The organism is Sphingomonas sp. Leaf198, assembly GCF_001424005.1.
Lineage (GTDB): Bacteria > Pseudomonadota > Alphaproteobacteria > Sphingomonadales > Sphingomonadaceae > Sphingomonas.
The window spans coordinates 1,177,061-1,191,217 of record NZ_LMPX01000002.1 but is presented as its reverse complement, the minus strand read 5'-3'; the positions used below and the strand labels follow the sequence as shown (position 1 = coordinate 1,191,217).

Genomic DNA, 14,157 nt, shown 5'->3' with positions numbered 1-14,157 from the left:
GCCGGGGTTTATCCCGCGAAGACGTGCCGCATCAGCGTGCAGGATCCGCTGCGTTCAGCCGGTCGATCCATAACCGCGCCTCCTTCTGTTCGCCGACCGCGCTGGCGCTGACCGGGCCGCGTGCCGCGAAGAAGTCGTGGTGGAGCGCGAACGGTTCGAGCAGCAGGCGGTCGCGCATCGCGTCGATGTCCGCGCCCATCTCGTTGAGCGCGTCGATCGTCGGCGCGATCGCGGCGCGGACGCGGCGGTCGGCGCTGCGGTCGAACAGCCCGAGCGATCCCGACGCGGTCTTCTCCAGCGCGGCGATCAGGGTGTCGCGGTACTCGGTTTCGAGATCCTCGCGCTGGGCGTCGAGGCGGGCGAGGCGGTCGGGTTTTGCCATTGGCCTGGGGTAGCGCGTGGGGAGGGGGCGTCAACTCGTCGCCTGGATTTGCTGGGCGTGGGATGAGGGTGGGGGGCACGAGCGGCTTGAGCGTCGCGTGTGGCGCGCGACATGGGCAAAGCCCATGCCGTCGGACGGGCTTTGCCCGCCGGCCGGGCTTGGCGGAGTCGGCCGGGCGTGGCCGGCTGCCCGCCTGCGCCTCGCCGGCCGGGCTTGGTGGAGTCGGCTGGACCTGGCCGGCTGCCCGTCTTCGCCTAGAACGGCAGCCACCGGCTCTTGTGCGTGATGTTCATATAGCCGACGTTGACGCCTGCGCGCCAGCCGACGCCGAGGCGGATCGGGATCAGGACGACGTTGCCGCGCCGCAGATAGGTCGCGGCGAACCCGCCGACCAGGTACAGACGACCCTCGACCGCGGGGAAGCGCTTGTAGAGCTCCTCGGTGTCGTAGAGGTTGTAGACCAGCACGAAGACCTTGTTCGCATCGCCGCCGACGTCGAAGCCGACCGACGGCCCGGTCCAGTAGACCGGCTGCTGGCCCTCGACCTTGTGGCTCATGATCCCAGAGCCGTAGCGCACGCCGAGGATGAACGCGCCCGACGCCTCGCGCCCGGCGATGTACGCATTGGGCTGGCCCTGATCCTTGAGGATCTTTTCGAGGATGCCGCCGAGCCCGGCTGCGCCCTTGCCGAACACGCCTTCGCCCGCCGCCAGCAGGTCGTCGCGCTGATAGGTGTCGGCCGCCTGCGTCGTCGCTTCCGCGCGGGCGGTCGGCGAGGCCGGGTCCGCCGCTGGACTCGAAGGCGGATTCGACGGCTCAGCCGGGGCGGGCGTCGGGTCGGACTGGACCTGCGTATCGATATCGGCGGGCCGCGACGGCTGCGTGGTCGTCTGCGCGCGCGACGGCGCGGTATAGGCGCGCGGCGCGAGGTCGCCATCGATCGCCTGGTTGGGATCGATCGTGCGCACCTGCGCGGCGGCACCGCCAGTGCCTCCACACATCGCGGCGGCGAAGGCACCCAAGCCGAGCCAGAAGTCACGCATGATCATTGTCCCCAAACCGGCGTCCGCAAACGGGGCACCAAACGATCGACCTTGAAACCATCGACCTCGACATGGCCGATCCGATCGGACCGGTCGACCCGGTCCTTTCGCTTGGCCAGCGTAACCAACCTCGGCCTTGCCGCGCAATGAACGAACCGGCCGCGCGTGTCGAATTTGGGCGAATTCGCGATGAATGACACGAAGAGAGCGAATGACGCGAAGACAGTCGTTGCCCCCCGCGACGACCCTCGCTATAGCCCCGCATCTGCTGCAGCCGGAGACGTGGGTGAGTGGCTGAAACCAGCGGTTTGCTAAACCGCCGTACCGGGTTTACTGGTACCGAGGGTTCGAATCCCTCCGTCTCCGCCATTTGTCCCATGCAAGCCCCTGAAAAATAACCAAGAAAGGGGCGGCTCGCTCTTCGGCCCTACTTTCGGCCCCAATAGTTCGACTGGCCTCCGGGGCGAATGTCCATCGATCCTTCTGCCAGACTCGACAAATGTGCAGCCCACCGCGCCGGCTGGAGTCAGCTGCTGACGGCTCGCAAGCGAGCGCGGCGCGGAATGGTCCGTTTCAATCCGGAATGGGCTGTGTATATCTGTTGGCTTGAACAGAGCACGGAATCGCAATGCCAGTTATAAAATATGACCGGGCGCAAGGCATAAACGACTACGTGGATATGCTCAGCGCAATTTATGGTCCAACTCAGAACTACAATAAATCGACCGCCGATATATTTCAGCATATGTCAGAGGTTTGCGGCGTTGCTGGCAAGCACTTGTTCAAGAAGAGGGACATGGAAGCCGCTTCGCGATTTGTGCCGAAGATATTTGGGTGGGCTTGCGCTCTTATAAGTTCCGTCGATCCACGTAATACAACGCTCGCGGACATGATACTTCGTAAATATCCGCAAGCATGTCCATACTGTCTGAAAAGCCCATGTTCCTGTTGGATCGGTGAAAAACCGGATTTAAACGACGAGCTTCTTGGCAAGCTATATTATAGGCGTGCGGGAACTCAGGGAAAGTCGATCAACGAGTTGGAGTTGATGTTTAGCAGCATATACGGACACAGCTGGAGTGGTCCGGACGGTTTAAGTGATCCGCTTGTTTATATTTATTTAAGGCTAACGGAGGAGCTTGCTGAAGTCTCGGAGGCACTGAGGTTCAGGCATCTTTACCCGCGCAATTTCGAGAATGAGATAGCAGACTTTCTCGGCTGGTGGTTCGCACTGGCAATTGAACTACGGAAGCGGCGCGGAGGCGAGTCGCCGTTAACTGATGAGCTCCTATGGAGCGCTTATCCAGGGCACTGCCGCGATTGTGAGTCGACACCTTGCTTCTGCCAGCAAGGTCCCGTTCGTGAATTGATGTCGAAGCCCGCTCCGGGTGCGATTGGTGAGACGGATTCGATCACGACGCTTCGAAATCAGGGTGCTTATCAAGAAGACCTGCGTGGTCTCGCGTCCGGCGCTCTGACAGTGGCCAAACCGATTGCGTGCATTCGCATTGATATTGATAAGTTTAAGACGGTGAACGACAGTTATGGTCATTCCGCCGGTGATGCGGCTTTGAAACATATTGCAACTATCTTGCGCTTGAAGGCGAGGCCGCGCGATAGAATATATCGGATCAGCGGTGATGAGTTCGGGATTTTGATGCCGGACTGTACTGAGGAGGAAGCATATGGATCAATGCGAAGAGTTAGTGATGCCCTAAAGGATTCCGAGGTGACTTGGACTTCGTCAGGCGGAGATAAGGTAAATTTCTTCGTTTCAGTAAGCGTGGGAGTTGCGGAATGCCAGACTGAGGCGCAAGTAGCCGCCGCTTTTGAAGCCGCCGACAAAGCATCGTATTTAAGTAAAGCGGCAGGACGTGCCCAAGTCACGCGGGCGACCTCAATGCCGCGCGCGTCGGATGTTGCATCGAACGAACAACCTTGTGCCGCTAGCTAGGACGAATATTGCTGGATATACGGTGCTCCGATAGATCCGATAGAATGGCGTCGGGGAATTGCGAACGGCCCCCGCTAATCAACCTCAATTTCCCGCATTAGCTCCCGAAGATGCGCCAGCTGAGCCCTGAGCGCCGGCCGCTTTTCGCCCTTGTCGGCGTTGCGGCTGGCGTTTGCCTTGCCGTCCGCCGTCAGAGGCCCCGTCGATCGCTCCCACGGTTTCCATCGTCGGATCGCTGCCGATTGCCGCGCCCGCCGTTCGAGGGTCCAGCCGTTTGCCATGCTCCGTCTCCAATAGTTCGTTCGGCGGACTTGCCTGATTGCTCCCGTGCGAGGTGCCCACAACACCGTTGTTCACCTGTTGCGGTCCGTTCGCGATGTTCGCCTGCCGCGCATAAACGACAGGCGGGTTCTTGATGTTGGCGAGCGTCTCAAGCGTCGCACGGCACTGAGCCTGCGCTTTCAACGCCAATCGCATGTAGGTCTCGGCGGCTTGAATGTACTCACCCATGTTCGCGCCTGATCGCCGGGCCAGCTCCAAGAACATGGCATTCAGGGCAGCGGCCTGCGCCGTTAGCATATCTTCCGCGCTGTCGAGCTTGTTGTCCCGGATCGCTCGTGCGCGATCATGCATCGCCTCATAGAACGCCGTGAAGTCGGTCTCGCCGGAGAATGGCTTGCCGAACGATGAGGCAATGACGGCGCTACCGAATAGCGGATCGAGCGCCACGTCGGCCAGCTGGCGCTCCCGAGAAACACCCAGCTTCTCCGTCACCTGTAGTGTTCCCTTCGGTTTCGATCCTGCCATACCAAATCTCCGTTCTGCGGTGGCGGCCTGCTAAAGTCGCGAAACTTGCGAAAGGGGTGGGACAATGCGCCAGGCGTCTCGGTGCCTCTTGCCGTCAATTTCAGCGCCATCCGTAACCGGGTGCAGCCAGCCATGTTCCTCCAGAACATCGATCGCCGCGCGCGCCTTCGCCTTGGTGCGGATCGAGTTCGGCCCGCGCTGATAGACGTGCGCAATGCCAACGAGCCGCTGCCCCCAAACATTATGAAGCCAGTGCAGCAGCTGCTCGGCTTGCATCACCGCGGCCGGAATTGAGCCCGCGTGGAAGAGGCGAAGAGCCTCGCTCGCGTAGAAACGAGCCAGCGCGACGCCCGTCTCCATTGAGCGGGGGCCGATCAGCCCAACCTCGCTATCTGCAACGAGCTCAAGGACAGCCGCCATCCGTAAGGCGTGTTCGGGAAGTTTGTTGGAGAAGCCCCGTATTGGTTCCAGCGCCCCTCCCGGTCCTAACGCCTGTTCCGTTTCATCGGCGAAAGCGGCCCAGACGCAGCTAGCCCGATAGTCAAGCTCCAACCGGCGAGGCTTCAGCCCGCTATCGTGCATCGACGCGTCGGCCGCCAACATCTCTCCCAATCGACTCCGGTAAGCCGCTAGGGCTATCGCGGAACCCGGACCGGTAGGGCGCTGCATGCGCGTACCTGCAAGGCTGGGAGGCGCCGCCACGAGCAGGCGCGACAGAAGGCCCTGTTGTGAAAGTTCGACGTTGCTAAGCAACCGATCGGCAACGCCCGGCTGGACCATGAGGTGCGCTGCGAGACGTCTGCCGGGCAATATGCTCGCGCCGTCTCCCACGCGGACTCGGCTGATCGCCTTCCCGTCCCACAGTTCCGACAATCCTGCGCCCATCTGGAGCCTGTTGTCCTCGCTCATACCATGGCCGCCAAGGAAGCTGCCGGCCTCATCGCTAAACAGCCCAAGTGACGGACCGGACACACCGAAAAGCTTGTGCAATCCTCCCAACGTCGGCTCGCGTACGAGCAACATGGGCGCTGGCGGCGGGGTCGGCGGCGGACCGATGGCGTCGAGCGCGGCACGTCCCGCCTCGAAGTCCCCCTTACATTTGCCCAGCGCCTTCTTCCGGGCATCGTCCCACGCCAGTTGGCTGTTCTCGTACTTGGGCCGGGCTATTGCATGATATTCGCGCAGAACCTCCTCGCGATCATGGATCGGACGAAGCGCCTCACCATCGGCGGCGCTCTTACGTTCGCCGGACGCAGCGACGGTCACTAGGAAGAGCGACAGGGGCCGGATGTGCCCGGTTGCCGGTATAACGACATCGGCGTGCGCCTGTGCCGCCAGCGAGGCCGCTCCCAGCACCGACTGCGCCGCAATCGCATCAGGACATTGCACCCGATCCATTATCGCCCGAGCGGCCCCTTCAAGCACCGGTCCCAAGGCTTCTAGCGGAAATGGTTCGGCAGGTGGCAGCGCACGGCGGAGCGGCAGCGGCTCTGGTGTCTGAGCCGGCTCCGCCGCCGCCAATGCCGAAGCGAAGCGGCTCACCGGGCGATCCCACGGAGCTGATCATTCCAATCCTTATATGCGGGATCGGGGCGCATGATCCGAACGGTCCGTCCGTCGCTTGCAAACCGCTCCGCCGCTCGCATTGCAGCCTGTTCGCCGGGGGCGTCATTGTCGGCGGCGATAATTACGCGCAACACGACAGGCGGCAGGAACGTGGCCGCCAGCATGCCAGCGCCCGGCGCGACCCATACGTGAGCGCCGATAAGCTCTTGTGCGAGGCTCAAGCCGTCCTCCAGCCCCTCACACAGCACCAGCTCCGCCGCCGGCTCGGCAAGGCGAATCGCGCCGCCGCGCACCCGGCCGAGTGACAGCTTGGGATCGCGCACCGGTAGCTTGCGCCCATCATCCGTTAGGAAGGTGCGCTGAATGCCTTCCAGCATCCCGCTGGCGGCCGTCACCGGTGCGATCATCGCCGGATGTAGATCGGACTCGGGATAGCGCAGAATGGCCGAACGCAGGCGCTCCCACGTAGGAACCCGCTGCAATCCCCGGCTCAGCAGATAGGCTTCCGAAGCGCGGCTGATCGGGCCAGCCGCCGCGTAGATTGAGCGGGCGCGGGAGATCCGCCGCACTTCATCGGCACAAGGATTAGCGACCTTCGCGGCTTTAGCAGCGGTGGCCGGCCGAAGCGCAATCGTGCCGCGGTCCAGTTCTCGTGCCGCCATGCCCTGCCGCCCGTCGGTAAACAGGTAGGCATAGAGCGAGATAGGATCACCGCCGCACTCACTGGTCGCGAAGTCCGCCCACCGGCCGGACCGCAGATTAACCCGGAACGAGCCCGACTGCCGATCATGCCGGCACGGGTTGAGCGCGGTCCATTCCATGCCAGCCGCCCGGCCGGAAGGAAGCCATTGCTTCACCAGCGATGGGAGCTGCGGCAGGAGCGTGGCATTCAGCCGCTCAAAGCGCTCGCGAGGTGCAGGCATGGCCTACGCCTCCAGCAGCTTGGCGAGTGACGCGGTAGGGATCACTGTGCGCCTGCCAATCTTGCGCGTTTCCAAACGCCCTTCCGAGATTAGAACGTAAATCGTCGATCGACCGAGGCTAAGCGCCTTTGCCGCTTCATTGATTGAGACCGCTAGCGTTTCCATTCGTCACTCCCGTGTTCATGCCGGCATCGGCGGGCATGACGGGACAGTGCGCGAGGTTGAATCGGGCGGCTATTTCGGCGGCGATTGCGCGACAATCAGGCGGACGATTGCCGCTTAATTCGGTTTGGGTCCCGGCTTCCGACCGTCCGCAAGGGCCCGGATGCGATCGCGCGACACCGTATGTTGCGGATGATCGCTAGCGGCGATCGCCCGTAGCTGTTCCTGCGTAAGCCCTTCCCGGACGGGAGCGAGTTTATCCCACCACCGCAGCAGGTCGGCTTCCGAGAGGGCCACTTTGCGCGGGTCGGCTTGCTCGGATCCTTCGGGCGCTGGCAGCGCGCTTGGCAAAAGGACGTCGAACGAGGACCGCAAGAAATGCACCCCGTTGAGCGTCAACCAGCCATACCCCTGCGGTCCGCGCCCCCGGCCAGCGAACCGGCCCTGTTCCCAATCTTGGGAGCTTGCGTCCTGCGTCGTGAAGCGCTCCCAGAACCAGATCGGCACGTCCCACTCCCGCGCTTCCTCGGTCCAGCCGTCGTCGGGTGTACGTCCCAATGCCCACCGCATTTCCACCGCCCGCGCCAAGATGAAGCCCAGCCTGCACTGCTCGGCCACGGCCTTGCCCGCGGTAGTCGGATTTAGCCGAGCCTTTTCGTAAGCGAACCGCCGTGCCTCCCGCGCGGATATCCAAGCCGAGTTGCCGGCGACGGACAGCTGCCGCCGGATTGCAGCATGTTGATCGAATGGAAGCAGGTTCAGCAAGTCAGCCAGGGCGAACCGAACACCAAAGGCCTGCCAGTGATATTTTTGGTCGATCCAAGTGCTAAAATCGCCGGTTTGCCAATTCTGATCCAGTGCTTCGTGCCCCTTTGCCCACCAGAATTCGCGCGGCAGTTCGGCATCGGCTTGAACGTTATCTACGCGGTAGAATGACGCGGCTTGCGTTCGTACCAGCCCCGCATGGCATCGCTCGCATATCGCCAAGCGGTTGCCGAAGACGTCAAGCGCGGTTGCTGCTTCAAGCCATTGGTCTGCCATTCCGCCTCCCAAGCGGCTTCCACGATGATCGGGGAAGCACGCGGGGAGTACGCTTGTCCACCGGCCAGCCTATCCCCACGGCCGATGATAGGTGGAACGAGGAGCGCGGAAAAGTCCTGCTTATGCCGAGATATGCTGCATCGCCCGTCCCGCCTTGCCGGACAGTGCAGGTATCTGTCACAAGCCCTTCGCGGGCTGGCAGAGTGTCCAACGCTCGCGATATGCATCGGAGGATACCGGGATTGTCGCGGCTTACTGATTTGATTGCACAGGCAAAGGCTAAAGATGCGGCGTTTGGGCAGGAGCTGGAGCGCGAGTTCAACGTTCTCTCGTCTCGTCGGTCCTTCGGTCTCAACTTTGAGCGGCATCGCCCCGAAAGCGTCGAACTTCCCGGCAGACCCGTCCGCAAAGGCGACAAGGTACATGTCCTTCCCCCCCGTGGATCGACGGCGAAGGGTGATCAGCGGCCTTGGAAGGTGACGGGGTTTCAGGCGTCGCCTGGGGGTCGGATAGCCAAGTTGGAACTGCTGTATTCTACTGAGGGTGAGCGGCAGACTGTTGCGGTTGCCGATCTGATCGTGGTCGCGGAGTTCAAGGATTATATCTATCCCGGCCTTGTCAGCACGGGCAAGGTTGAGCGTGGCGACGGCAAGCCGTTTCATACGGTGATCAACGGCGAAAACTTCCACGTTCTCGAAGCTCTGAATTTTACCCATCAGGGGAAGATTGACGCGATCTATATCGATCCGCCCTACAACACGGGCGCTAAGGATTGGAAATACAATAACGATTATGTAGAGGGTGATGATCTTTATCGTCATTCAAAATGGCTCGCGATGATGGAGCGGCGCTTAATAGTCGCACGCGCTTTGCTGAACCCTATTTCTTCTGCTCTAATCGTTACTATCGATGAGCGAGAATATTTGCGCCTAGGATTGCTGTTGGAGCAGATATTTACAGATGCCCGCATTCAAATGGTAACGTCTGTTATCAAGCCCGGTGGCGTAAGTAGGGATGGTCTATTTGCTCGGTCATCGGAGTTCGTATTTTATGTCTTCTTTGGGGAGATGTCGCCAGAAGCGATGCCGTTAGGCGAGGCATGGGGAGGCCAAAAGGAAAAGAATCAAAAGGATGTCTTGTATTGGAATACGCTGTGGCGAAGCGGATCGGAGCCACTCCGAACAGACAGGCCGGACTCATTTTTTCCAATCTATGTGTCGAACGAAACAGGGAAAATTGTAAAGGTTGGCGAACCTTTGCCGCTTCAAGCCAATCGCTCAGACGTTGCTACCGTTGATGGGGCAGTCACTGTTTGGCCGATTCGGTCGGACGGGGTTGAGGGACGGTGGCAATTAGGTAAGGCGGCGATACAAACATCGGTCGAATCAGGATTCGTTAAAGTTGGAAAGCTGGCTGGCGAGAACACGCGGGTTTACTACTTGGCGAGAGGTGAAAAAAAACGAATAACCGACGGTACGATCAAAGTAGTCGGGACTCGTTCTGATGGTTCCGTAATTGGGCAATTTGTAGGAAGTGGCCGAGACTTTGTTCCTACAGACAGTTGGGCTTTGCAAAGCCACGATGCTACTAGGCATGGCTCAAACCTTCTAAAGACGATACTTCCAAATAGAAGTTTTCCTTTTCCAAAATCGCTTTACGCGGTCGAGGATTGTCTACGCTTTCTGATCGGTAAAAACCGTGATGCGGTTGTGCTCGACTTTTTCAGCGGATCAGGGACAACTGCTCACGCGGTCATGCGGATGAACAAGCAGGATGGCGGCAGGCGGCAATGTATCTCAGTCACCAACAACGAAGTTGGCGTCGACGAGCAAGCGAGGCTTCGCAACGATGGCCTTCGCGCCGGCGATCCTGATTGGGAACAGTGGGGAATATGCGAGTATATCACGAAGCCCCGCATAGGCTCCGCTATAACGGGCATGACCCCAGACGGCGATCAGATAAGAGGCGATTATAAGTTCACTGACGAGTTTCCGGTTGCCGAGGGCTTTGCTGAAAACGTAGAATTTTTTACTCTGACCTATGAGACGCCGATTACCGTAAGGCACAACCGCGCCTTTGGACGGATTGCGCCCTTGCTGTGGATGCGAGCGGGGAGCGACGGCCGCAGAATTGACGAGTTGCCCGATCAGGGTTGGGAGATTGCCGATAGCTATGGCCTGTTGATCGACCTCGACAAGTCAGCCGCTTTCGCCAAAGCGATTGAAGGGAACGCTGCAATCCGGGTTGTCTATGTAGTGACCGACGATGACCGCCGCTTTCAATCGGTAGTGCGTCAGCTTCCCGGATCGGTGGAGCCTGTCCGGCTCTATGAGTCCTATTTGACCAACTTCCGCTTTGCGATGGGGCGCTGACAGATGAAATATACCCTTATTGATGAGTATCAAACGCCGGCGGTTGCCGATGTTCTCGACCGGCTGAAAAAGGCTCGCAAGCGGTGGCACGAGGACGGTGACAAGAACGCCTTTTCTCTCACTGCTACCACGGGCGCGGGCAAGACAGTGATGGCAGCCGCCGTGATCGAAGCCTTGTTTTTCGGCAGTGATGATTTCGATTTTCCGGCTGATCCCGGCGCGGTCGTTATTTGGTTCAGTGATGATCCCTCGTTGAACGAACAATCCAAATGGCGGCTCAGCCAAGCATCGGACAAGCTAACGGCTTCTAACCTAGTAACGGTGATGAACAGCTTTGGCCGGGAGCAGTTCGAACCTGGCAAGGTCTATTTCCTCAACACACATAAGTTCTCCAAAAATAGCCTGCTTGTTCGCGGGCATGATCCCGACGATGGTGCGATTGAGAAGGATGGCATGGGCGAACGGCTGATGCCGGACCTGCGGTCCCACACTATTTGGGACACGATCAAGAGTACGATCGAGGACCCGGACCTGACGCTCTATTTGGTGCTCGACGAAGCCCACCGGGGCATGAAAGAAGGGGGCGGAAGCGGTAAGCCCACTATCGTGAAACAGCTAATCAACGGAACGCGAGGCGTGCCAGGTATCCCCGTTGTGTGGGGTATCTCTGCAACCGTCCAGCGGTTCAACGATGCCATCGCTGAAATGGTAGGTCATGTCAGACTACCCAACGTGGTGGTCGACGCCAAGAAAGTACAGGACTCCGGCCTGATCAAGGACACGATCAATCTGGACGTGCCGGATGAGATTGGCGATTTCGCGACCGTCCTGTTGAAGCGGGGCACGCGAAGCCTGAGGGATATTTCCGACGCATGGGCAGATTATATGAAGGAGCAGGGAGAGCCTGATACGGTCAAACCTTTGATGGTCTTACAGGTGCCGAACGCTCCCGATCCCAAGGAAATCAGCACTTGGCTGGACGCGATATACGAGGAATGGCCCGATCTGCCCCATGACTGCATTGCCAACGTGCTTGGCGAACACAGGACAGAGACATTTGGCAGTCGCTCTGTTCCTTATATTGAGCCGGAACGGGTGCAAGAGTCCGACTGGGTTCGCATCCTGATAGCTAAAGACGCGATAAGCACAGGTTGGGATTGCCCCCGCGCCGAAGTGATGGTTTCGCTTCGCGCTGCCACCGACCGTACGCATATCACGCAGTTGCTGGGCCGCATGATGCGATCGCCGCTTGCCCGACGCATCCCCGGCAGTGATCGGCTGAATGCTGTGGATTGCCTTTTGCCCCGCTTCGACAAGAGATCTGTCACCGCGGTGGTCAACGCTCTCATGTCCGGCGGCGATACGGGCGAAGATTTGCCTCTGCGCCGTGTTCTCATTCGCCCGATCGAGGTTCTGCCTAACCCGGCGATCCCTGAGGCAGTTTGGGACAAGTTACTGTCCTTGCCTTCGCAGATCCTGCCCAAGCGACTGGCCCGTCCGGTGAAGCGGTTGACGGCGCTTGCCCATGAACTTGCGCGCGATGGCTTGCTTCCAGATGCTGGGAAAAAGGCTCATGCGGAAATGCACAAGGTACTTGACCGGATGCGAACCGAGCTTGCCCCCAAGATCGCCACCATGCGGGCCGCTGTGATGGCAGTAGAAGGGCAAACCTTAAAAGCCGACGTTGCCAGTCAAGGGATGACATTCAACGACTTCGTTGAGGTGGCCGACTATGCGGTGATCGAGGACGCCTACAAACGGGCAGGCCGGATCATCAGCCCCGATCTGGCAACAACCTATAGCGAGCATCTGGCGGCAAAGGATCAGAATGCAGAGGACGAAGAGGAGGCCCTGATCGGCGCCCATACCGATGTTGCGGCATTGGGACTTATCCCGGAAATCAAGGAGACGCTTGAGGCCGCTGCCGAGGCGCTATCTGATCAATGGTTGAACGAATACCGAGGGGTAATTGGCACTCTGACCGATGAACGACAGGAAGCCTATCGTCAAATTCAAGCGCTCAGTGCCAATCCGTTGGACGTATTCCTTGCCCGTCCAAAGACGTGGTTGCAGCCAACGATGGCACGGGAAGCCAACGGCACGGAAAACCCGTTGCCCCGCTATGAGAAGCATATGTTGTGCGACGCAGACGGACTGTTCCCGGACGAACTGAACATATGGGAGCGGGCGGTCGTTGAAGCCGAAATAGAGAAGGATGAAAGGGTAGCATGGTTTCGCAACCCTGCTCGCGCCAGCCAAGACTCCTTGGGTGTCATATATGATGACGTTGACGATAAGCGGATTATGCGGCCCGACTTCGTGTTCTTCAGCCAACATGCCAATGGCAGTATCGTTGCCGACATAGTGGACCCGCACGGGCATCATTTAGCCGACTCCCTGCCCAAGCTGCACGGCCTTGCCCAATATGCGGAAGCCAACGGGCATTTGTACGGATCGATTGATGCCGTCTCGGAAGTGGAAGGCCGATACCGCGTGCTGAACCTCCAAAATCCACAGGTGCGCTCGGCCGTCTATGCAGCGGCCAGTGCCAAGGCTGCGTATCTAGGCTCGGCGTCCATAATCTATAAGAGCTGAACAGCACGGTACGTGAGACGCGACACGATCCCGCGTCTCAAGCTGCCATGTTAGTCAGTTTTGCGACCTAAGCAGCAGTCGCCGGTGATCAGGCGCCTGCCGCGGCTAGCCGAACCACGTTTCCGACATTCTCGCCGCAGTAGTTCCCCCAAGCATCCATGAGGCTGCGCCGCTTGTTGAACAGGTCGCCCCGCCTATAAGCGGCTTCTGCTTTGTTCCCGATCGTATGTGCCAAGGCCATCTCGCAGACCTCGTGCGGAAACCCGGTTGTCTCGCTCGCCCAATCTCGGAACGCGGAACGGAAGCCGTGCGCCGTCACGGCGGAGCCCATCCGGCGCAACAGCATTGCCATTGCCATGCTCGAAAGCGGCTTACCCTTGGCTCCAGCGAACACAGGATCGCTCGGCTTTGCCGTCTCGGCATTGCGCGCCGCGTTCAAACGCTTCAGAAGCTCCACGGCACGTGCGGAGAGCGGTACGCGGTGTTCGCGCCCGGCCTTCATCCGAGCCGCTGGCACCGTCCATACAGCGCCATCGAGGTCGGCTTCGGCCCAGGCAGCGCCAAGCACTTCGCCGGATCGGGCGGCAGTCAGAATCGCAAACTCTAGCGCCCGCGCTGCCGTCGCCTCGCGCCCACGTAGATCACCCATGAAGGCTGGTACGTCCGCATAAGGCAGAGCGGTATGGTGGCCGCGAGATAGCCGCTGTCGCTTGGGCAGGAGCTGGTCAAGGTGGCCGCGCCAGCGTGCCGGGTTCTCGCCAGTGCGCAGCCCCTTCGCTCTGGCCGCGTCCAATACGTTCTCAATCCGGCCGCGAAGCCGCTCCGCCGTTTCAGGCGTCCGCTGCCACAGCGGTTGTAGTACCTCGAGGATTTCCCGCGTGCTGATTGTCTCTACCATGCGCGGGCGGATCGGGGCGGCATATTTGGTCAGCGTCATCGACCATTGCGCGGCATGCTTAGCACTGCGCCATGATGGCCGCATGGCTTCGACATAGGCGTCGGCAACCTCGCCGAAAGTCTGCCGCTCCTGCTTCTCTCGCGCGGACCGGGGATCGCCGCCCTCAGCCAAAATCGTTCGCAGCGTGCCGGCTTCCTTCCGCGCATTCGCTAGTGTCAGGTCGCGCCCGCCGCCTAACCCAAGCTCAGTCCGCTTGCCGTTCCGCGTGTACATGAACACCCAGCGCCTCCGGCCAGTGGGGTCGACGGACAGGTAGAGCCCGCCGCCGTCCGAATGTCGCCCCGCCGTCTTGATCGTTGCCGCTGTCCGAGAGTCCAGCTTGTTCAGAGTGCGCGTTGCCATGTTCGGTCCTAC

General features: G+C 60.2%; 11 protein-coding genes and 1 tRNA gene. 4 read left to right on the top strand and 8 right to left on the bottom strand.

The window, feature by feature from the left end; translation table 11 throughout:
* Positions 1 to 31 precede the first annotated feature (31 nt).
* Positions 32 to 382: a hypothetical protein gene (locus ASG20_RS12320; RefSeq protein WP_056052624.1), complete on the bottom strand. Its 351-nt coding sequence runs from the start codon at positions 380 to 382 to the stop codon at positions 32 to 34.
* 254 nt (positions 383 to 636) lie between these two features.
* On the bottom strand, positions 637 to 1,431 hold the full coding sequence (locus tag ASG20_RS12315) for a DUF1134 domain-containing protein (protein WP_056052619.1): 795 nt from the start codon (positions 1,429 to 1,431) through the stop codon (positions 637 to 639).
* A 270-nt stretch (positions 1,432 to 1,701) separates the two neighbouring features.
* Here ASG20_RS12315 and ASG20_RS12305 point away from each other — a divergent pair.
* Positions 1,702 to 1,794, top strand: a tRNA-Ser gene (locus ASG20_RS12305).
* A 259-nt stretch (positions 1,795 to 2,053) separates the two neighbouring features.
* Complete coding sequence (locus tag ASG20_RS19045; protein ID WP_082470925.1) at positions 2,054 to 3,379, top strand: diguanylate cyclase; 1,326 nt, start codon at positions 2,054 to 2,056, stop codon at positions 3,377 to 3,379.
* Positions 3,380 to 3,463: 84 nt separating this feature from the next.
* On the opposite strand, the gene ASG20_RS19430 is transcribed toward ASG20_RS19045, so the two are convergent.
* The 5 genes from ASG20_RS19430 to ASG20_RS12285 form a co-directional block, all read right to left on the bottom strand.
* Entirely contained in the window at positions 3,464 to 4,186 is a 723-nt protein-coding gene (locus ASG20_RS19430; RefSeq protein ID WP_156364276.1) for a hypothetical protein, read from the bottom strand.
* Positions 4,187 to 4,216: 30 nt separating this feature from the next.
* Positions 4,217 to 5,728, bottom strand: a complete 1,512-nt coding sequence (locus ASG20_RS12295; protein ID WP_156364274.1) for a YfjI family protein — start codon at positions 5,726 to 5,728, stop codon at positions 4,217 to 4,219.
* Complete coding sequence (locus ASG20_RS19695) at positions 5,725 to 6,675, bottom strand: DUF7146 domain-containing protein (protein WP_056052606.1); 951 nt, start codon at positions 6,673 to 6,675, stop codon at positions 5,725 to 5,727. The genes ASG20_RS12295 and ASG20_RS19695 overlap by 4 nt, the downstream gene beginning before the upstream one ends.
* A gap of 3 nt (positions 6,676 to 6,678) precedes the next feature.
* Positions 6,679 to 6,840 (bottom strand): helix-turn-helix domain-containing protein, encoded by a 162-nt coding sequence (locus tag ASG20_RS19030; RefSeq protein WP_082470923.1) that lies wholly within the window; start codon positions 6,838 to 6,840, stop codon positions 6,679 to 6,681.
* 114 nt (positions 6,841 to 6,954) lie between these two features.
* Entirely contained in the window at positions 6,955 to 7,878 is a 924-nt protein-coding gene (locus tag ASG20_RS12285) for a hypothetical protein (protein WP_056052603.1), read from the bottom strand.
* A gap of 242 nt (positions 7,879 to 8,120) precedes the next feature.
* Between ASG20_RS12285 and ASG20_RS12280 the strand changes: the two genes are divergently transcribed.
* Positions 8,121 to 10,250, top strand: a complete 2,130-nt coding sequence (locus ASG20_RS12280; protein ID WP_056052601.1) for a site-specific DNA-methyltransferase — start codon at positions 8,121 to 8,123, stop codon at positions 10,248 to 10,250.
* 3 nt (positions 10,251 to 10,253) lie between these two features.
* The gene (locus ASG20_RS12275; protein WP_056052598.1) at positions 10,254 to 12,845 is read left to right on the top strand and encodes a DEAD/DEAH box helicase; all 2,592 of its coding nucleotides are present in this window, start codon (positions 10,254 to 10,256) and stop codon (positions 12,843 to 12,845) included.
* 88 nt (positions 12,846 to 12,933) lie between these two features.
* Here ASG20_RS12275 and ASG20_RS12270 read toward each other — a convergent pair whose 3' ends face one another.
* Complete coding sequence (locus ASG20_RS12270) at positions 12,934 to 14,145, bottom strand: tyrosine-type recombinase/integrase (RefSeq protein WP_056052595.1); 1,212 nt, start codon at positions 14,143 to 14,145, stop codon at positions 12,934 to 12,936.
* Between the last annotated feature and the right edge of the window lie 12 nt (positions 14,146 to 14,157).

Coding starts and splice junctions, on each gene's coding strand:
- ASG20_RS12315 (WP_056052619.1), bottom strand. CDS start 1,431: ATGATCATGCGTGACTTCTGGCTCGGCTTGGGTGCCTTCGCCGCCGCG.
- ASG20_RS19045 (WP_082470925.1), top strand. CDS start 2,054: ATGCCAGTTATAAAATATGACCGGGCGCAAGGCATAAACGACTACGTG.
- ASG20_RS12275 (WP_056052598.1), top strand. CDS start 10,254: ATGAAATATACCCTTATTGATGAGTATCAAACGCCGGCGGTTGCCGAT.
- ASG20_RS19695 (WP_056052606.1), bottom strand. CDS start 6,675: ATGCCTGCACCTCGCGAGCGCTTTGAGCGGCTGAATGCCACGCTCCTG.
- ASG20_RS12270 (WP_056052595.1), bottom strand. CDS start 14,145: ATGGCAACGCGCACTCTGAACAAGCTGGACTCTCGGACAGCGGCAACG.
- ASG20_RS19430 (WP_156364276.1), bottom strand. CDS start 4,186: ATGGCAGGATCGAAACCGAAGGGAACACTACAGGTGACGGAGAAGCTG.
- ASG20_RS12320 (WP_056052624.1), bottom strand. CDS start 382: ATGGCAAAACCCGACCGCCTCGCCCGCCTCGACGCCCAGCGCGAGGAT.
- ASG20_RS12285 (WP_056052603.1), bottom strand. CDS start 7,878: ATGGCAGACCAATGGCTTGAAGCAGCAACCGCGCTTGACGTCTTCGGC.
- ASG20_RS19030 (WP_082470923.1), bottom strand. CDS start 6,840: ATGGAAACGCTAGCGGTCTCAATCAATGAAGCGGCAAAGGCGCTTAGC.